Origin of the sequence: Hyphomonas sp., assembly GCF_016125515.1 — a bacterium.
GTDB lineage: Bacteria > Pseudomonadota > Alphaproteobacteria > Caulobacterales > Hyphomonadaceae > Hyphomonas.
In genome coordinates this window covers 93,782-112,816 of the sequence record NZ_WGLO01000019.1, presented here as the reverse complement: position 1 = coordinate 112,816, position 19,035 = coordinate 93,782, and the positions used below count along the sequence as shown (strand labels likewise).

18 protein-coding genes are annotated in these 19,035 nt (G+C 61.8%); 6 read left to right on the top strand and 12 right to left on the bottom strand.

Annotated features, from left to right (window positions below; genetic code table 11):
• Positions 1 to 85 precede the first annotated feature (85 nt).
• Positions 86 to 634 carry a hypothetical protein gene (locus GC148_RS14175; RefSeq protein WP_291071713.1) on the top strand — a complete coding sequence of 183 codons (549 nt, stop codon included), beginning with the start codon at positions 86 to 88 and terminating at the stop codon, positions 632 to 634.
• A 12-nt stretch (positions 635 to 646) separates the two neighbouring features.
• Here the strand turns inward: GC148_RS14175 and GC148_RS14170 are convergent, their stop codons facing one another.
• From GC148_RS14170 to GC148_RS14150, 5 genes are all read right to left on the bottom strand, one after another.
• Positions 647 to 1,564: a DUF3667 domain-containing protein gene (locus GC148_RS14170; protein ID WP_291071711.1), complete on the bottom strand. Its 918-nt coding sequence runs from the start codon at positions 1,562 to 1,564 to the stop codon at positions 647 to 649.
• A 229-nt stretch (positions 1,565 to 1,793) separates the two neighbouring features.
• The gene (locus GC148_RS14165) at positions 1,794 to 3,419 is read right to left on the bottom strand and encodes a peptide ABC transporter substrate-binding protein (RefSeq protein ID WP_291071709.1); all 1,626 of its coding nucleotides are present in this window, start codon (positions 3,417 to 3,419) and stop codon (positions 1,794 to 1,796) included.
• A 144-nt stretch (positions 3,420 to 3,563) separates the two neighbouring features.
• Complete coding sequence (locus tag GC148_RS14160; RefSeq protein WP_291071707.1) at positions 3,564 to 4,475, bottom strand: MBL fold metallo-hydrolase; 912 nt, start codon at positions 4,473 to 4,475, stop codon at positions 3,564 to 3,566.
• A gap of 39 nt (positions 4,476 to 4,514) precedes the next feature.
• The gene (locus tag GC148_RS14155) at positions 4,515 to 5,453 is read right to left on the bottom strand and encodes a hypothetical protein (RefSeq protein WP_291071705.1); all 939 of its coding nucleotides are present in this window, start codon (positions 5,451 to 5,453) and stop codon (positions 4,515 to 4,517) included.
• 121 nt (positions 5,454 to 5,574) lie between these two features.
• Positions 5,575 to 5,985: a TIGR01244 family sulfur transferase gene (locus GC148_RS14150; protein WP_291071703.1), complete on the bottom strand. Its 411-nt coding sequence runs from the start codon at positions 5,983 to 5,985 to the stop codon at positions 5,575 to 5,577.
• A gap of 140 nt (positions 5,986 to 6,125) precedes the next feature.
• Between GC148_RS14150 and GC148_RS14145 the strand changes: the two genes are divergently transcribed.
• From GC148_RS14145 to GC148_RS14135, 3 genes are all read left to right on the top strand, one after another.
• Entirely contained in the window at positions 6,126 to 7,091 is a 966-nt protein-coding gene (locus GC148_RS14145) for an ABC transporter permease subunit (RefSeq protein ID WP_291071751.1), read from the top strand.
• Positions 7,091 to 8,002 (top strand): ABC transporter permease subunit, encoded by a 912-nt coding sequence (locus GC148_RS14140; protein WP_291071701.1) that lies wholly within the window; start codon positions 7,091 to 7,093, stop codon positions 8,000 to 8,002. Before GC148_RS14145 ends, GC148_RS14140 begins: the two co-directional genes overlap by 1 nt.
• A 63-nt stretch (positions 8,003 to 8,065) precedes the next feature.
• Positions 8,066 to 8,221, top strand: coding sequence for a hypothetical protein (locus GC148_RS14135; RefSeq protein ID WP_291071700.1), 156 nt, complete (start codon positions 8,066 to 8,068; stop codon positions 8,219 to 8,221).
• 46 nt (positions 8,222 to 8,267) lie between these two features.
• On the opposite strand, the gene GC148_RS14130 is transcribed toward GC148_RS14135, so the two are convergent.
• Positions 8,268 to 8,672, bottom strand: coding sequence for a VOC family protein (locus GC148_RS14130; protein ID WP_291071698.1), 405 nt, complete (start codon positions 8,670 to 8,672; stop codon positions 8,268 to 8,270).
• Between the two features lie 149 nt (positions 8,673 to 8,821).
• Between GC148_RS14130 and GC148_RS14125 the strand changes: the two genes are divergently transcribed.
• Both GC148_RS14125 and GC148_RS14120 read left to right on the top strand, forming a co-directional pair.
• Positions 8,822 to 9,667, top strand: a complete 846-nt coding sequence (locus GC148_RS14125; protein WP_291071697.1) for a neutral zinc metallopeptidase — start codon at positions 8,822 to 8,824, stop codon at positions 9,665 to 9,667.
• Between the two features lie 48 nt (positions 9,668 to 9,715).
• Entirely contained in the window at positions 9,716 to 11,005 is a 1,290-nt protein-coding gene (locus GC148_RS14120; protein WP_291071695.1) for an O-acetylhomoserine aminocarboxypropyltransferase/cysteine synthase family protein, read from the top strand.
• A 69-nt stretch (positions 11,006 to 11,074) separates the two neighbouring features.
• On the opposite strand, the gene pepF is transcribed toward GC148_RS14120, so the two are convergent.
• The 6 genes from pepF to GC148_RS14090 all read right to left on the bottom strand — a co-directional run bounded on the left by pepF (position 11,075) and on the right by GC148_RS14090 (position 19,026).
• Positions 11,075 to 13,018 carry an oligoendopeptidase F gene (gene pepF / locus GC148_RS14115; RefSeq protein WP_291071694.1) on the bottom strand — a complete coding sequence of 648 codons (1,944 nt, stop codon included), beginning with the start codon at positions 13,016 to 13,018 and terminating at the stop codon, positions 11,075 to 11,077.
• Between the two features lie 100 nt (positions 13,019 to 13,118).
• Positions 13,119 to 13,532 (bottom strand): DCC1-like thiol-disulfide oxidoreductase family protein, encoded by a 414-nt coding sequence (locus tag GC148_RS14110; protein WP_291071693.1) that lies wholly within the window; start codon positions 13,530 to 13,532, stop codon positions 13,119 to 13,121.
• A gap of 99 nt (positions 13,533 to 13,631) precedes the next feature.
• Positions 13,632 to 15,629 carry an RNA polymerase sigma factor RpoD gene (gene rpoD, locus GC148_RS14105; RefSeq protein WP_291071692.1) on the bottom strand — a complete coding sequence of 666 codons (1,998 nt, stop codon included), beginning with the start codon at positions 15,627 to 15,629 and terminating at the stop codon, positions 13,632 to 13,634.
• 70 nt (positions 15,630 to 15,699) lie between these two features.
• Entirely contained in the window at positions 15,700 to 17,565 is a 1,866-nt protein-coding gene (dnaG, locus tag GC148_RS14100) for a DNA primase (protein ID WP_291071690.1), read from the bottom strand.
• A 165-nt stretch (positions 17,566 to 17,730) separates the two neighbouring features.
• Positions 17,731 to 18,390, bottom strand: a complete 660-nt coding sequence (locus tag GC148_RS14095) for a hypothetical protein (RefSeq protein ID WP_291071689.1) — start codon at positions 18,388 to 18,390, stop codon at positions 17,731 to 17,733.
• Positions 18,391 to 18,552: 162 nt separating this feature from the next.
• Positions 18,553 to 19,026, bottom strand: coding sequence for a GatB/YqeY domain-containing protein (locus GC148_RS14090; protein WP_291071687.1), 474 nt, complete (start codon positions 19,024 to 19,026; stop codon positions 18,553 to 18,555).
• Positions 19,027 to 19,035: the final 9 nt, after the last annotated feature.

The following is a 19,035-nucleotide window of genomic DNA, read 5'->3' as shown; positions in this document are numbered from 1 at the left end:
GCGCTGCGGCGGGATCGTGCATCATCCTTCCCTTCAGGCTATCAAATAAGGAAAATGCCAACTGGGTCTGGCTCTGGAGAACGAAATGAAATTGCGGCGCGTCGTAGTGTTGACAGGGCTTGCCATGGCGGTTGGTGCAGTTTGGGCCGGCCCTGCATCTGCAGCCCCTCCAAGGCCAACGGAAGGCATCTACGCGTGCGCTTCAATCCCCGAGGATGCGGCCCGACTCGCCTGTTTTGACAAGGCAGTAGCAGACCTCCAAACCGCGGAAGCCGAAGGCAAGGTCCGCACGGTCGATGTGGAAACCATCGCCAAACTCGAGCGCGAATCCTTCGGCTTTTCACTTCCGTCGTTGAGCCAGGTATTTGGACGCAGCGAAGACGCCGGCAAGCCTCTTACTCAGGAAGTCGAGGAGGTCACGCTGCCGATCGCCTCAATTTCGGTCAACCGTGTCACGCGCAAGGCACAGATAACATTGGAGAACGGTCAGATCTGGGAACAGATCGACTCCGAGGAAATCTCCCGTTCGAAGATCCGCAAGGCCAAGGAAGCGACCATCCAGAAAGCCGCGTTCGGAAGTTTCCTGATGACGATTGGCAGCGGTAGCGGTATCCGCGTCAGGCGGGTCAACTAGCCCCTGCCCGGTTCAGGTCAGGAAAAAGCTTAGAATCACCAGCCCGACGGCGAGCAGCGACAGGACCATCACCGCTGCGATCAGCAGGAATCCTGTCCGCAGGAACGACATGATGTGGCCGGTGTCATATGTCACCCGCAACATGCGCATCAGATAGGCGAACAGGATCAGAAATGTGCCGCCGGCGGCAAATGGCGCGGCCGAAGGCACCAAGGCCGACAAAGCCAGCATCAGCGTGATCAGCACGTAGACATATGTCTGGAAGTGCAGACCTGTGATCAGGTGGTCATAGAAGTAGCGCTTACGATGCCAAGCATAAGACAGGGCCAGCAGGAACGAAAAAATGGGCAGGAAGAGCAGCGTGAAGCGCGGCGCCCACTCTTTCATTCGCGCGGCGAACCGTTCCTGGTTCTCGTAGAGATTCGCAAATCGTCCGGCCGCAGCCTGCGCCGTGGCGAGTTCAGCCGGCGTCATGTCGGGGTTGGACTCGATGACGGACTGTTCGAGGGCGTCGCGGTCGATCGAGCCGTCCGGCTTGAACACAAGCGAAGTCGGCGTCGCTAGCGCCTCGGCCTGACTGACCGCCTCTTCCAGCTCGGCCCGCCGTTCAGGCGGCAAATCCGGATCGTCCAGCTGCGCCTTCAGCGTTTCAAGGTCGGCCGGCCCGTTCAGGTTCACCCTGGTGTCGCCCGCGAGCACTAAGGTGCCAGACGGCAGGCTGTCCGGCGTGAACTTCAGCTCCTTCATCCAAGGCTGGTGCTCCAGCACCCAGAACATGGTCACGAAAAAGATCACCGAGGTCAGCAGAAACAGTCGGAAAGGCGGGACATAGCGCGACCGCTTGCCGTCGATATACTCCCTTGTCATCCGCCCGGGCCGCAGCATCAGCTTCGGAAGGGTCCGCCACAGCCGGCCATCTAACGAGAACATATCGCCAACGCTGGACGCAACCAGGTCCCAAACCGGCCGGTGGAAGTCCGCGCCCAGCTGCCCGCAGTTAGAGCAATAGCGCATGGGAATTACCGCGCCACAATTGCGACAGGCCGTGCCGCTCTGGACCGGATGGTGGGTTCCACTGTCCAGCCCGCCCACCGCGGCCAACCCGGCAGCTTCGGCTTCACTTTCCATAGGAACCCTCCCCCAGCCCCGGAAATCAGGGCTACTTCATACCGTCCCGGCAGAGGAAGCGCGAGCGGTGGTTGTCCTTCGCATTGTCTACCCAGCCCGTGAGGGTCGGATCGACCAGGTTTTGTGTCACCTGAACCCACATCGGCGTGATCGGGTACTCATTCAGCATAAGCTTTTCGGCTTCTGCGAACAGCTCGGCACGCTTCTTCAGGTCCAGCTGGCTTTTCGCATCGGCAAGCAGCGCGTCATATTCGGGGTTCGAATACTTGCCGTAGTTCTGCTGGCCCGTTTTGGAGTCCAGCAAATAGAGGAAGTTGATCGGGTCGTCGAAATCGGCGAGCCAGGCGCCATCCGAAATCTGGAAGTCGGTCAGACGCAGACGCGAATAGAGCACCTTGGTTTCCTGGCGCACGATCTCGGGCTGCACCCAGGGCGCGATCTCGGCCCAGTTCGACTGCGCCACCGGGGCCACTTTCGGGTTGTCGCCGGTGTTGCGGTGGATGAACTCGAATTTCAGCGGATTGTTCGGGCCGTAGCCGGCTTCTTCCAGCAGGCTCTTCGCTTCGGCGAGGCGTTCGGCACGCGGCTGGTCTTTCCAATCCAGCTCAGGGCGCGGCACGTCATAGTTCGCGATTGTAGGTGGCACCAACGCATAGGCCGGCATGAAGCCCGGCGTCATGACATTGCGCACCATGAAATCGCGGTCGAGCGAGATCGAAAGAGCCTTGCGCACGCGCATGTCGTTGAACGGCGGTTTGGTCTGGTTAAAGCTCCAATAGGTGGTCAGCAGGCCCGGCGAGGTGCGCACCCAGCCCGGAAACTTCGCTTCGATTTCCGTCTGGCGCGGGCCTGAGAAGGCGTTGTTGATATCAAGTTCGCCGGCCGCGATCTTGTTCTCATAGGCGTTCTCGTCGGCGATCTCGAAATAGGCGACCCGGTCAAAGCAGGCCTCAGCGGCGCCGAATCCGGTGGGGTTCTTGTCCGCGACCAGCTGGTCGCCGGTGCGCCAGTAGACGAGTTTGTACGGGCCGTTGACAACGATGTTCTGCGGCTGGATCCAGGCGTCACCATACTTCTCGACCACGTGCTGGGGCACCGGGAAGGTCGTGTAATGGGTCAGCAGGCCAAGGAGATACGGCGCCGGATTTTCAAGCGTGATCTCGACCGTCTTGTCATCGATTGCACGAATGCCGAGCTCTTCGGGCGCCAGCTCGCGTGAGTTCACCTTTTCGGCATTCTTCACCAGCCAGAGCAGCGAGGCGTATTGCGACGCGACGGTCGGGTCCTGAAGGCGGCGGAAGGCGTAGACGAAGTCGTTGGCCGTAACCGGCGTGCCGTCAGACCAGACAAAGTCGCCGAGATGGAAGGTCCAGACCGTTCCAGTGTCATCAACTTCGTAGCTCGTCGCCATGCCGAGTTCGGGCTTGCCGTCCGCGCCATCTGTCATCAGGCCGATCATCATGTCGCCGATGATGATGTTTTCCCACTGCGCCGAAGACTTGTGGGGGTCGAGCGTGTCGACCTGGGCAGAGATGCCGCGCCGCAGAGTTGGCACATCGCCGGGCTTCTCTTTCGCGCCTCCCCCACCGCAAGCGGCGAGCCCCATAGCGGCAAGGGCCAGAATGGAAGCGGACAGAATCGAGCGGCGAGTGGTCATCGAATGGCATCTCCTGATCTGGAACGCCGGCGCGCCCAAGGCGTCATCCCGCGTTCAAAGGGTTTAGCGTTGCCCCTTAGCTGCCAGAGGCACAGCAGGTTGCATAGCCTTAAGGCGCTGTCATGAACGGCTCATGAGCAGAAATCAGGCCCGCGCGGCGACCAGTTCGAACCGCGAACGTACAGTCGGGGCGCTGTCCGGCGTTGCCACCAAACCGCGCTCGATCAGGTCCAGCATATGGCCCAGAACGCTCATGGCCGCCGCCGGATGCAGACGTTGGTCTACATCCACGTACATTCGAGCCACCATCGCCGGAATCGAGGTTTCCCCGCCGCGCAGCTCGGCCACAATGGCCGCTTCGCGCGCTTTACGGTGATTGGCGTATTCGGTGATGAACGTCTCGACGAACGCCTTGCCGCGAACCGGGTCGCCATGGGTCGGCCAAAGGGTTTCAAATCCCATCCGGCGGACTTTTTCGAGGCTGCGCATATAGGCCCCCATGTTGCCGTCCGGCGGCGCCACAACCGTCGTCGACCAGCCCATGATGTGGTCGCCCGAGAAACAGGCATTCTCTTCGCGCAGTCCGAAACAGAGATGATTGATCGTGTGACCTGGCGTTTCGATCACGTCGATGGTCCAGCCCGGTCCCGACAGGACATCGCCGTCGCCGACGCGGACATCCGGCGTGAAGCCGAGATCGTCCGGGCTGCCGAGCTCATCCTTGGCCGTATGGACTCCACAATCCTTCGCATAGGTCTTGCAGCCGGCCCATTCGGCGAGCGGCTGTGCAAGCGGCGAGTGGTCCGAGTGGCCGTGCGTGACCAGGACATGCGTGACGCGCTCGCCCTTCAGTGCGGCTTTCAGCGCGTCGAAATGCGCCGCGCTCATCGGTCCAGGATCAATGACCGCAACCTCGCCCGTGCCGATGATGTACACGCCGGTACCGACATAGGTGAAAGGCCCCGGATTGTTGGCGATGACGCGGCGGATGAGCGGAGAGACCTGATCAACACGGCCATACTCGAATTCAATACCGCGGACGAAAGGAATGGCCATGCGTTCAGAAACCTTCAGATGACGGACGACCGGAACGGATCAACGCTTCTTCGGCGCGAAGGTCTCCGCAAAAGCCTTGGCCATCCGCCGCGTCGCCCGCAGCTTGCTGCCCAGTTTCAGCGCCACCGGCGGACCCATGTCCGTCTTGTTCGCGTCGACGATGAAGATTCGTCCCGACGTGCGATCGCGTAGGACATCCACCCCACCCCAGTCGAGCCCGATATCTGCTGCAAAGGCCTCGATCACGCGGATTTCATCGGCGGAATAGCAATTCTTGGGCTCGTCGAGCAAAACTTGGACGTTCTCATTTAGAAAGCGCCGCTCCAGCGGGCGGCGCTTGCGGAACACAACGATGGGCGTTCCGCCAACAAGGCAGCAGCGCAGGTCTTCGACGAGGCCGCCCGGAATCTCGTTGTCGATGAGGCGCTGGTAGGCCTTGCCGGGAATCGCTTCGTCCTGGGGACCTTCGATGATTCGTCCGTCATGGGCGGCATTGGCCTCGGATTTCTCGACCATGCGGCCTTCGAAGGTCAGAGGATCAACACTCAGCGAATAGCCAGCGGCCGCTTCGAACGCCTGCGCCACGCGCGATTTTGAGATGTCGTTGCAGTTGAAGTTGAGGACATGGGCGCCGGGCTTGACGGCCGGCGTACCGTTCACCGTCTCGGTCGAATCGTCGAACTGCATCACGATGTCGGCGGTGGTCGGATCCTCGACCAATTTGGCACCCGAGACGTGCATAACCGACCAGATGAAGTACCAGGGGCGTGGCTTGTCGGGGAAGAAGGCGATGGTCGGGCGCTTGTGCCCTGTAATAAGGCGCCAGGTGCGCCAGTTCTGGACGAAAAAGTAAAAGCAGAACCAGGTGAAGATGCTGTGCAGCAGCGCAAGGTCCGGAACAATGCGGGCGCCGGTCTTCTTCACCAGGATCACGCCTTGATCGATCTTGAAATCGTCGGTCCACATGCGGCCTGACATGAGTTCTACTCCCGGTTTGCCGCTTGCGCTGGCCGGATTGCTTTCAAGGCCCGACGCCTCGCACGGCTCGGCTTCGGCATCAATACCTGCAATACGGCGCGACTGTGTCAGTTGCGCGTTCTCACAGCAGTTCGCGCAGACTCGAGAGGTCGTATCCCGCGCCTGCGGCTGCCTCGATAATGTCGTCCCCGGCGCCTTGTCCAGCGTGCACCAGAGCCCAGGCGGTAATCGAGCGGGTGCCGGTCCGGCAATAGGCCAGAATCGGTTGCGGCGCCTCATTGAGAATGTGTCCCATTCGCTCTACAATTTCCGGCGTGGGGGCACCGGAAAACGGCAGAGCGGCGAATGTCAGGCCCAGGGATTCGGCTTTTGCGCGAATCGCGCCCATGCGCGGCTGGTCGACGCCGCCTTCCCCATCCGGGCGATTGGCGATCAAAGTCTTGAAGCCGGCTTTCGCAACGGCCTCGAGATCAGCCTCGGAAAGTTGCGGTGCAACCGCAAAATCCGGCGTGACCTGGCGGATATCGGCCATGGGTACATTCTCCTTGAGTGCAGGACATCGCTTGATCGCTGCGCTTCACAAGCTAAGGAATGTATGGGCCCCTGCCAAGCGGGCGTAAACGCTCGAACCGTTCAACCTGTTGTGACCAGAGGCATTTCCGTTCCGTGACGATGCTGCAACGCGCTTTCCGAAGGATTCCCTGGGGCTACACGTTCCGGCGTCTGTTGATCGCGATCCCGACCATGCTGGCCATCATCACGATGGCTTTCCTGATGATGCGCGCCGCGCCCGGCGGCCCGTTCGACGGCGAGCGCAAGCTGCCGCCCGAGACGGAACGCGCCATTGCAGCCAAGTTCGGCCTCGACAAGCCTCTGCACGAGCAATACCTCAACTATGTGGGCGGCGTGATCCAGGGCGATTTCGGCCCCTCCTACAAGACCCTCGGCAAGAGCGTGAATGACCTGATCGCGGACGGCCTGCCCGTCTCGCTGACCATCGGCGCGCTCACCATGTTCATCTCGCTGATCCTCGGCACGGCGCTGGGGGTATTTGCGGGGCTCAGGCAGAACTCCGCGACGGATTACGGGGTCATGGGCATCGCGATGGTCGGCATCTCTGTGCCGAGCTTCGTGATCGGGCCCATCCTGATCCTTGTCTTCGCCATCGGCACCGGCCTCTTCGCCGTCGGCGGGCTCGGCACCTATCCCAATATCGGGATGAACTGGTACAATATGACCCTGCCGATTGCGACCCTGTCGCTGGCGCAGGTGGCCATCATCTCGCGCCTGATGCGCGCCTCGATCATCGAGACCATGCACGCCAACCATATCCGTACCGCCCGCGCCAAGGGTCTGTCGGAATGGCAAGTGATCACCCGCCACGCCCTGCCCTCGGCCATGCTGCCGCTGGTGTCCTATGCCGGTCCCGCCATGGCCCGCGTGATGACCGGTTCGGTCGTCATCGAGAAGCTGTTCGGCCTGCCCGGCCTCGGCAGCTATTTCGTCAACGGCGCACTGAACCGCGACTACACGCTCGTGATGGGCGCGATCATCGTCTACGCCGGACTGATCATCCTCCTGAACCTCGTGGCAGACATCCTGTACGCCATGCTTGACCCCAAAGTGAAATACGACTGATGGCCTCGCTCGATCCTATTCTTGATCCGACCGGCCGCGTCGAAGCGGTCACCCAGGCCATCCAGGGAGGCCGCTCGCTTTGGGACGACGCGCGGATGCGCCTCCTGCGGAACAAGGCGGCCGTTTTCTCGATGATCCTGTTCGGCATCATCGTGCTGATCGCGGCTTTCGGGCCAATGGTTTGGGTACACGACTACCGCACGATTTCTGATCTGCGCACCATCCCGCCGACCTGGGAAGGCATGCACCCGCTGGGCACAGACCTGCAGGGCCGCGACCTGCTCGCCCGCCTGCTGATCGGCTTGCGCATCTCGCTGTTGGTCGGTGTGGTGGCCACCATCGTCAGCCTTGTCATCGGTGTCACTTGGGGCGCTGTCGCCGGCTATCTCGGAGGCCGAATCGACAACTTCATGATGCGCATCGTGGACGTGCTCTACGCCCTGCCCTTCATTTTCTTCGTGATCCTGCTGCTCACCGTGTTCGAGCGCAATATCGTGCTGATCTTTGCTGCTATCGGTGCCATTGAATGGCTGACGATGAGCCGGATCGTGCGCGGCCAGACCCTGTCCATCAAAGGCAAGGAGTTCATCGAGGCCGCCCGCGCGGCCGGCGTGTCGCAGACCGGTATCATCGTTCGCCACATCCTGCCGAACGTGATCGGCCCGGTGGCGGTCTACGTGACGCTCACTATCCCAGTCGTCATCCTCGCAGAGAGCTTCCTGTCCTTCCTTGGACTTGGTGTGAACGAACCGCTGACATCGCTCGGCGTGCTCATCGCAGACGGTGCCAACATGATGGACGACAAGCCGTGGATGCTGATCGCTCCGGCCGTCACGATGTCGGTGACGCTGCTGTGCCTGAACTTCATCGGCGATGGCCTGCGCGATGCACTGGACCCCAAAGAGCGCTAGGCCCGTTCAGGGGCGGTTCAGCGCGCTCTGATAATTCCGCCCCCCGATCCCGGAGGCAGTGTCATGGCCAATTTCAAACGCAAGGGTCCGAAATCGACCCGGTCCGGCTGCCTTCTGTGCAAGCCGCACAAGCGCCAAGGCGCCAAATGCGCCCACACCGCCCGCGAAACGGCCAAGCGTGCCGCCGCCGCAGAGGACATCCGTTTCGCAGGCGGCTGAATGCTGGCCCCGCATTGACGGTTGCAGTCACAGCCTTGGCAACGCCTTAAGGCGCCTCCGACGCGCCCACCCGCCAAGGCGGGAAACGGCGGTTCTTGCCCGCACGGTACAGGCAGACGCGGTTGCCGGCCGGATCCTTGAACCAGGCCTCAGTCCACAGCCAATCCTTGCGTTCCGGCTCACCCAGCGGATGGATCCCTGCCATGCAGCGCCCGCCGACCTCGATGAAAACGTCGTTCACCTCAAAATACACCGCCGGCCAATCTACGGTCAGCGGCGCATCGACCTGATGGATCGACAGCGTAGCGGGCTCCTCTCCCTCTTCGGCCGGACATTCGAACCGGGCATAGCGGGGCGGCGAATCGACAATCAGCTTCAGGCCGAAACGCTGCCACCAGGCGACGCTGGCGGCGTAATCCGTACACGGCAGGGTGACTTGGTTGAGGCGCATGGGCGGGGCTCCGGAAGCTTCGAATTCCGTCAGGATGCCAGCCTCTCGCCTTTCAGGCAAACGGCGCGAAGGGCTGGCCCTCCCAGGCAGCTTGGCTGTACAAGGAGAGGGAAGGCAGGCAGGCACACCTGCCCCAAGGAGAACCTGACATGAAATGGCAAGGCGGACGACGGGGCGGAAATGTGGAAGACCGGCGCGGGCTCGGGCCTGGCGCAGCAGCTGGCGGCGGGCTGGGCGTCATTGTCATCGCGCTGATCGGCTATTTCGTCTTCGGCATCGACCCGTCACAGACCCAGGCCGTTCTGGGCGGCAGCTCGCAGATCACCGGCGAGCAGCAGGCGGGTGTCGAAGGCACGCCAGCAGACGAGGCCGGGCTGTTCGTCGACGTGATCGGCGCCAATATCAACGACGTCTGGAGCGGGGCCTTGCCCGGCTACACCGAGCCGACGGTGGTGCTGTACAAACAGGGCACGAATACTGGCTGCGGCTATGGCCAGGCCGCGATGGGCCCGTTCTACTGTCCCGCCGACCAGACCGTGTATCTGGATCTTTCTTTCTGGCAGGAAATGGAAACCAAGCTCGGCGCCTCGGGCGCCGACTTTGCCCGCGCCTATGTCATCGCGCACGAGTTCGGCCACCATTTGCAGACGCTGACCGGCGCCTCGCAGCAAGTCCAGAATGCACAGAAGTCCGCGCGTAGCCGGGAAGAGGCGAACCAGTATTCTATCGCCCTGGAATTGCAGGCGGACTGCTATGCGGGCGTCTGGGCCGCCCGGGCCGCAGACGTATCGGACGGATCGGTCGCGCTGGAGCGGGGCGACATGGAAGAAGGCCTCAAGACCGCGCAGGCGATCGGCGACGACATGATTCAGAAACGCATGCAGGGGCGCGTGACGCCGGAAGCCTTCACCCATGGCACCGCCGCTCAGCGGATGGAATGGCTGGGCCGGGGCTACAATTCCGGTGACCCGAACCAGTGTGACACGTTCAAGTAATCCGTATCCGGACCTCCGGGCGCAAACAGGAAAAGGGAGAGACTCGCCATGAGCGACACCAGGGATTTTGACTTCGACACTTTGCAGGTTCACGCCGGCACCGAGCCGGACCCCGCCACGGGCGCGCGCCAGGTGCCGATCTATCAGACCACGGCTTATGTGTTCCGCGATGCCGACCATGCCGCCGCCCTCTTCGGCCTGCAGGAAGTCGGCTACATCTATTCGCGCCTGACCAACCCGACCGTCGGCGCGCTGCAGAACCGGATCGCTGCCCTGGAAGGCGGTGCAGGCGCTGTCTGCTGCTCATCGGGGCATGCGGCGCAGATCATGGCACTGTTTCCGCTGATGGCGCCGGGGCGCAACATCGTCGCCTCGACACGCCTGTATGGCGGCACGATCACCCAGTTCACACAAACGTTCAAACGGTTCGGCTGGTCGGCTAAGTTTGTCGACTTCGATGATCTCAAGGCAGTCGAAACCGCCATCGACCGTGACACGCGCGCGATCTTCTGTGAGACGATCGCCAATCCCGGCGGCTACATCACCGATCTCGACGCGATTGCGAAGATCGCGAACAGAGCTGGCATTCCGCTGATTGTCGACAACACAACGGCCACACCTTATTTATGCCGCCCGATCGAACACGGCGCGACCCTGGTGGTCCATTCGCTGACGAAATACATGACCGGCAACGGCACCGTCACCGGCGGCGCCGTCGTGGATTCCGGAACGTTCGACTGGTCGGCATCGGACAAGTTCCCGTCCCTCTCGGCGCCGGAGCCGGCCTATCACGGCCTGAAGTTCCACGAGGCCTTCGGACCCGCGGCTTTCACATTCCACGGCATCGCCATCGGCCTGCGCGACCTTGGCATGACGATGAACCCGCAAGGCGCGCACTATACGCTGATGGGCATCGAAACCCTCTCCCTGCGAATGGAAAAGCACCTCGCCAATGCCCAAGCGATTGCCGAATGGCTGGAGAAACACCCCGCGGTGAAATCGGTTACCTATCCCGGCCTGAAATCTTCACCTTACAAGGACCGCGCGGCGCGCATTACGCCGAAAGGCCCAGGTGCCCTGTTCACCGTGCAACTGAAGGGCGGCTATGAAGCCTGCATGAAGTTCGTGGCCACGCTGAAACTGTTCAGCCACGTTGCCAATCTCGGCGACGCCCGCAGCCTGGTGATCCATTCCGCATCGACCACACACCGTCAGCTGACGGATGAACAGAAGATCGCTGCAGGCGCCGGGCCGGATGTGGTGCGCCTGTCCATCGGCATTGAAGGCGTTGATGATCTCAAGGCCGATCTTGATCAGGCCCTGAATGCGGCGAGCTGATCTTCGTGTGTGAAAAAACACCCGCGGTGATCGTCCGCGGGTGTTTCCTTCTACAAGGGAACCGAGCCCCTATTCCTCGTCGAGAAGAGCTTCCATCCGGTCCATGATGTTGTTCATCCGGCGCACCACGGCCTGATAGGCATCCGGTTTCGTCATGTCGAGTCCAGCTTCATGCATCAGGATGTCGTGCGGATGGTCCGAACCGCCGGCCTTCAGCACATTAATGAAGTTGTCGCGGACCTTGTCGTCGCCGGCCAGGAACTGTTCGGAGAACCAGGCCGCACCGGAGACCGACGTGGCATATTGATAGACATAGAACTCGTAATAGAAGTGCGGAATGAAGGCCCATTCGACCGTATACGCATCGTCGATCGTCATCACGCCTTCCGGCTCGCCATGATATTTGCGCAGCAGTGAGCCATAGATTTCTGTCAGCTTCGCGCCGGTCAACGGCTCGCCCCGTTCAGCGGCTTGATGGATAGCAAGTTCGAATTCACCGAACATGGTCTGACGGTAGAACGTACCGCGCAGGCTTTCGAGGGCATAGCCGAGGTAATAGAGCTTCTCCTCCTTCGTTTCGGCATTCGCGATCATGTACTCTTCGAGCAGGATCTCGTTGATGGTGGACGCCATCTCCGCAATGAACGTCGAATAGCCCGCGGTGGTGAATGGCTGCTCGGATTTGGCGAGCATCGTGTGCACCGCATGGCCCCACTCATGCGCGAAGGTCGACAGCGAGTCGTAGTCGTCGTTGTGGTTCAGGAGCACGTAGGGGTGCACATCATAGGCCGAGCCGGACATGTAGGCGCCGGTCTCCTTGCCCTCCTGCGGATAGGCATGCATCCATTGCTCGCTCAGGCCTTCACGCAAAAGGCCAAGATACTCCTCGCCGAACGGCTTGAGCGCTTCGAACGTGATCTCCTTCGATCGGTCGATGTCGAACGTGCCCGTGTCGGCTTCGATGATCGGCGGGTAGATGTCGTAATACCGCAGGTCCTCGACGCCGAGCATCCGCCCACGGAGCTTCAGGTAGCGATGGAAAACCGGCAACGAATCGTTCACCTGCGTGACGAGCTGGGTGTAAATTTCCGGCGGCAGCGCATCATCGAACATGTTGCGTTCCAGCACGCTGTCGAAATTGCGGGCTTTGGCGCGGAAGATCGCCGACTGGACCTGCGCATTGAGCGTGGCGCCCATGCCGTTCTCGTACTGCTTCCACGCCGCCCAGAACGTGTCGAACACGGCCTTGCGGTCGTCACGGTCTGCGGCGCCGCGATAGCGCGAATAGCCGGCCTGGTTAAGTTTCACCTCGGTGCCATCGGCCAGCGTCAGCGTCGGCCACGGGATCGAAGCATTGGCGAAGAGGCTGTAGATCTGGTTCGGCTGCGAGAGGGCGAGGCCGGCTTTCGCAAGCAGGGCTTCGCCCTGGTCGTCCAGCGTGTGCGGCGCGTTGCGCAGGGTGTCTTCGAGGCCGAACTTGAAATCGGCAAGGCCAGGCTCGGCCTTGAGATAGGCGTTCACCTTCTTCTCGCCGAGGCTGAGCACTTCGGGGTCTATCCAGCTCGTCGCCTCCCCCAGCGACTGGAACAGGTTCTGCGCCTTGCCGAAGCGCTCCTGCGCGGTCGCATCGCGCTGATCCTCGTCATTCTTCAGCGAGGCGTAAGTATAGAGGCGCACGGCGTCCTTCGCGACGTCCGAGGTGGTTTGGTAGACTGTGGCCATCTGCTTCGCGCTCTTTCCGAGCGTGCCCTTGAACGCGGGAATTTCCGCGATGCGGCCCTGCAGTTCAACATAGGCAGCGTCCCAGGCCTCCGGCGTTTCGTAGAGGTCCGTCAGGTCCCAGACGACCGGCTCACGCGCCACCTCGACCGGCGCTTCGACCACCGGTTCGGCCGCGACCGGCACTTCGGCGACCGGCGGTGCCTCGGCCGGCGCCGTGGCGCAGGCGCCGAGGGCAATAAGCACGCCCGCAGCGGCGGACGCTTTGAGGAAACTGGAAAGATCACGGATCATGGCATCGGCCCCATCTTATCGTTTATCGAGATAGGACAGGACCACGGATGCACTCGCCTGACAAGAGGCGTCGGCAACATTCAATCGCTTTCAGAGCACATCAATTGTTCTCCAGGACGAACCTGTGACGCGTTTCCACAGACGGCAGGTAGCATTTATCTAATTTGCCAAAGAGATTGTAGCGGTTGCTTGCGAGACGGGCATAGACCCAGTCGCGGATCGGTCTGGGCACAAATCGGAAGACCCGAATCCAGCGGCCCGGGCCGCCTGCTCTTGCGGACATCGCGAAGACCGCATCGGAGAGCACGTATGAACTTTCGTTCTCAACAAAAATGAAGGTGTGCGGATTATCCGGATCGACGGAGTTGGGGACCGCAATCCGACGGCCTTCTGCGGACTTGATGGCCACAAACCGGATCGGCGGATCGCACCGGTCGCGCCGCAGCACATACCGGACAGCGCGTGAGAAGAGCACGCATTCGCCATCGTAAACGTATGACGGCAGCAGGGTCATGGCGGCAGGATGATAATTGCAGGACAATTTGAAAAGGCGGCGCAGCGCCGCGGACAATGCAAAAAAAGGGCGGCCCGGAGGCCGCCCTTTGTGTCTGGATCAGGTATCCAGGAAGCTCCGCAGCTTCCGCGACCGGCTCGGGTGCTTGAGTTTCCTCAGCGCCTTGGCTTCGATCTGGCGGATACGTTCGCGGGTGACCGAGAACTGCTGGCCGACTTCTTCCAGCGTGTGGTCCGTATTCATGCCGATGCCGAAGCGCATACGAAGAACACGCTCTTCGCGCGGCGTAAGCGAGGCCAGAACGCGGGTCGTCGTCTCACGCAGGTTCGACTGGATCGCGGCGTCCACCGGAAGCAGCGCCATCTTGTCCTCGATGAAGTCACCGAGGTTTGAATCCTCGTCGTCGCCGATCGGGGTTTCCAGAGAGATCGGCTCTTTCGCGATCTTCAGAACCTTGCGGATCTTCTCAAGCGGCAGGCCGAGCTTCTCAGCCAGCTCTTCCGGGGTCGGCTCGCGGCCGATCTCGTGCAGCATCTGGCGCTGTGTACGGATTATCTTGTTGATCGTCTCGATCATATGCACCGGGATACGGATCGTGCGGGCCTGGTCCGCGATGGACCGGGTGATCGCCTGACGGATCCACCAGGTGGCATAGGTCGAGAACTTGTAGCCGCGGCGATACTCGAACTTGTCGACCGCTTTCATCAGGCCGATATTGCCCTCCTGGATGAGATCCAGGAATTGCAGGCCGCGGTTCGTGTATTTCTTCGCGATCGAGATCACGAGACGGAGGTTGGCTTCCACCATCTCCTTCTTCGCAATGCGCGCTTCGCGCTCGCCCTTCTGCACGGTCTGGACTATCCGGCGGAAGTCGTCGATCGGGATACCGATCTCGGTCGCGATCTCGGTGATCTCGGCACGGACTTCTTCGATCTCGGCACCCTTGCCATCGAGCAGGCGTTTCCACTTGGCGGAAATAACGCGCACGCGCTCGGCCCAGTTCGGCTCGAGTTCGCAACCGATATAGTTCTCGAGGAATTCCTTGCGCGGGACGCCGTGCGCGTCGGCCAGACGCATCAGCTTGCCTTCGAGGCCCATCAGCTTCTTGTTGATGGCGTAGAGCTGTTCGACCAGCGCCTCGATACGGGCGTTGTTGATGTGGATCGTCTTGAGGTTCTCGACGATCAGAAGCGACAGCTCGTCATACTCGTGCTGCGCTTTCGGCGTCAGGTCCTTACCTTCCAGCCGGCGGCCGACCAGGCGGTCCTGCAGCTTGCGGAAGCGGCCGAAGCTCTCGGCGATCTCATCGAGCTTGGCGAGTACGCCTTCGCGCAGTTCGCCTTCCATCGCCGACATCGACATCGCGGCCGCGTCGTCTTCCTCTTCCTCTTCCTGCTGCTGCTGGCGCAGGCGCTCGGCTTCGACCTCGTCGACCTCTTCCTGGCTGCGCTTCTTGCCTTTGACCGGCGGCGGCTCAGGCGCCTTCTCCTCGACGGGCTTGGGCTCCGGCGGTGGATTCTCCGCGCCATAGGTCGCTTCAAGATCGATGAGATCGCGCAGCAGGATGCGCTCGTTCATCAACTCGTCGCGCCACACCATCATGGCTTCGAAGGTCAGCGGGCTTTCGCACAGGCCGCGGATCATCGCATCGCGGCCGGCTTCGATCCGCTTTGCAATCGCTATCTCGCCTTCGCGCGAGAGCAGTTCCACGGCGCCCATTTCACGAAGGTACATGCGCACGGGGTCGTCGGTCCGGTCGGAACCGCGGGCGTTGCCTTTCTTCGCGAGGACTTTCTTGTCCTCAAGCTTGGTCAGGGCCTTGCCCTGCTCCTCAGCCTCTTCTTCCGTTTCAACGACGGCAATGCCCATCTCGGAGATCTGGGACATGACGTCCTCGATCTGGTCCGAGCTCATGTCCGAATCCGGAAGCAGCTGGTTGATTTCGTCATGGGTGATGAAGCCGCGCTTCTGGGCGCGCTTCAGGACCTTTTTGACGTCTGTCGCATTGAAATCGACAAGACCGCCTTCGGTTTCCTTGTCGTCTTCACCTTCGCCATCACCGGCCGTGTTCTTTTTCTTCTTGGTGGCTGTCGCCATATTCAAGTCTCTCCCTAGCGAAGGTGGCCGCCTCTTGCCCGCCATCGCCTTCTGTGAATCGCCCTGCCGATCAGCTGTCGCTGCGCTTGCCTGCTGCTTCGTTCATGCGGGCTTTGAGGGCCCGTCGCTCCGCGACCATTTGATGCCTGCGCCGCCAACCCGAAGGCGACGTCGAGGCTACCCCGCTCGCATCTTCCATGCCAGAGCCGGGTATTTCCTGGCCGGGTCGCCCGGCTGCCACATATTGCTCGAGGGCGATCAGCCACTCCCGAGCCTCGGGCCCATCGGCCGCTATCTGAGGCGTTGCGGGATATTCTTTGAGCAAACTGGCAGCACGCATGTACCCAGTTTGGGTTAAATGGGCGGTCAACAGGGCCCGGTCAATAGGCTTTCCCGCATTTGCCAGGTCCAGCAGCGTATCACGGATTTTCGTCACATCGGGATCGGCCAATGCACAGGCCGCGAGCGTCTCGGCCCCCTTCGCAAGCAGGAAGGGGCTGTCAACCGCCATGACAATCGTGCCAAGGCCGCGCAGCTTGGCGGGGGGGCCCTGTTTCAGCTCGGCCTGGGCGGGTTCGCCATCGGCGGGAATCTGTCCCGATCCGGGCCGGCCCTTCCTGTAGCTGGCACTACGCTTGGCGTCGCGCAGGGCCCACATGTGATCGCGCAGCCGGGACTTCAGATCGCGCTCATAGGCCGCTTTCACCCCGCCATGGCGGATCTGGCTGCACGCTGCCATCAGGCGTGCTTCGAGACCGGCCTGGCGCTCGGGCGTATCGAGAGGTTCGGCATCACGCTCGCGCCGCCAGAGCAGTTCCGAAAGCGGAAGGCGTTGGTCCAGCTGCTCGCGCATGGCCAGCACACCCCGGGCCCGGATCAGGTCATCCGGGTCCATCCCGTCCGGCAACAGGACGAAAAACACGGATCTTCCAGGTTCGACGAAGGGCAACGCACGGTCCAGCGCCCGGTAGGCGGCGCCGAGGCCGGCCCTGTCACCATCGAAACACATCACGGGCTCTGGGCCCGCTTTCCAGATCAATTGCAGCTGTTCTTCGGTCAGCGCGGTGCCAAGCGGGGCCACGGCCTGGCCAAAACCGGCCTCCGCGAGCGCAATGGCGTCCATATAGCCCTCACACACGATCAGTCCGCCGCCCTCGCCAGCGCCCAGCGCTTCCCGGGCGGCGCGGTAACGGTAGAGCACCGTGGATTTGTGGAAGAGCTCGGTATCCCCCGAGTTCAGGTATTTTGGCTTGGCATCGGGCGTCAGCCCCCTGCCCCCGAATGCAATGACGGCGCCGCGCACATCGGTGATCGGGAACATCAGGCGGCCGCGGAAAAAGTCGAACGGCTCGCCGCCCTTGTCGCTTTCGCGGATCAGTCCGGTCTCGATCAGCTCCTTGTCGGTAAAGCCCTTCTCGTGGAGATGCGCGCGGGTACGGCGCCAGTCATCCGGCGCATAGCCGAGACGGTGGCGTTTCCACGCGGCAGGCTCCAGGCCCCGGCCTTCGAGATAGGTGCGCGCCGCGCTGCCTTCGGATGAATGTAACCGGTCTTCGAACCAGTTCGCCGCCGCTTCGCAGGCCGCGATGAGCCGCTTGCGATGGTCATACTCCTCAACGGCTTGCGGGCTTGCCTTCGGCAGTTGCATGCCGGCTTCTTCGGCAAGCTTCTCGACCGCCTCCAAGAAGGACAGCCGCTCGGTCTCCATCACGAAGTTGATGACGTCGCCGCCGGTTCCGGAGGAGAAGCATTTGAAAATCCGCTTCTGGTCGTTGACGTAGAAGCTCGGCGTTTTCTCGTTGGTGAAGGGGGACAGGCCAACCCATTCCTTGCCCTTCTTGGTGAGCTTCACCTTGCGCCCGATCACGTCCGAGGGACGGATGCGCGCTTTCAGCTCCTCTACGAAGCCGTCAGGAATGCGGACGGGCTGGGACATTCTTGCCAGTCTACTGCTTTCGCGCGGTGAGGGAAACGCAGCAATTCATACTGGCGAAACGAAATGGAGCCCCGCCGTCCGGGGGCCCCAAACGCAGGCTGTGGGCCGGTTATTCCCGGGGGTACTCGGGGGCGACCGCAAGATCCTGCGCCATCAGGTCCAGCGTCATCTCGCCATCCGCCCCCCCTGGGAGACGAGGATCGAATTGGCATTGACCACGATCTGCTCAGGATTAAGCACGACCGGCGAAATCACGGCAAAGCGGGCTTCGCCGGTATTCGTCAGGACGATGTCGTGGATCCGGGCGGTTTCACCGCTGGACGTGATTGTGGCGTTGGTGCCCATCATTTCCGAGGCGAAGGTGTAATCATCCGCCTTGGGCTGTTCGAACACCGGCAGCGTTTTCAGGGTTTGACCGGAGAACTGCACCATCAGGTTCGGCGCGTCGCCGGACGTGTCCGGATCGGGAACGATCGTGGCATCCTGGAAGCCGATCGTGTGCAGTTCGCCGGCGACGCCGCCATCGCGCAGGATGATCATCGGCTCCAAACCAACCTCAGCGAGGCGGATATCGGCGACGTTGGCGATTTCCTCGCCCGCCGCAATGTGGACGGAGGCGCCGATCAAGTCGGACCCTGCAAATTCGCCCGACGCCAGCTGGAAAGTCTGGCGCTCGGCCGGACCGGCCGTGACATCCGCTTCAAACGGCGCCGGCACTTCAGCAACCTGCTGGGGCGTGTAGGTTGTTTCGGTCTTGCTGGCGCCGCAGGATGCTGCGGACATCGTCAGGGCAATTACACCAGCCGTCATGAGAAGGGGTTTCATGGGAGATTCCCTTCGTTGGTAGTGTGGGCAAAGCCTACCACGAGAGGCGCGGGTCGCGAGTAAAGTCGGGTCCAGACTCAGGGCAATTGCGCTGCGATTTCAAGGAAAGAACAAGGCGCCGCCCATTCGGACGGCGTCGCAGGCGCGCAATTGGACTTTGTATCAGAGCGATGCTTTGGTGAGCTTGGCACGAACCGCCTGGCCCGCGCTGGCAGCCTCGATCAGGCCCGGATAACGCTCCTTGAGCGCCGTCACACAGCGGCCGAGATCGGTCAGTTTCGAGGCACCGAGGTCTTCAACCACCTGCTTCACCGCGATGTCGAGCGCCTTGCCGGAAAGCGGCTTGGGCAGGAATTGCTTGATGATGGCGATTTCTTCGCGCTCGCGGATGGCGTCTTCGATGCGACCTTCATCATCGTGCTCACGAGCGGACGCTTCGCGCTGCTGGACCAGTGTTTCGAGCACGCGGCGGACATCCTCGTCCGGACAGCCGGCCCCTTGGCCACGTCCGCGCGCACAGACATCCCTGTCACGGATCGCACACTCGATCAGACGCAGCGTGGCCCGCTTTGTCTCATCGCCGATGGAATCCGATTCGTCCTTGAGTGCCTGTAGGATGCGGGCTCTGAGTCCCATACACGCTGA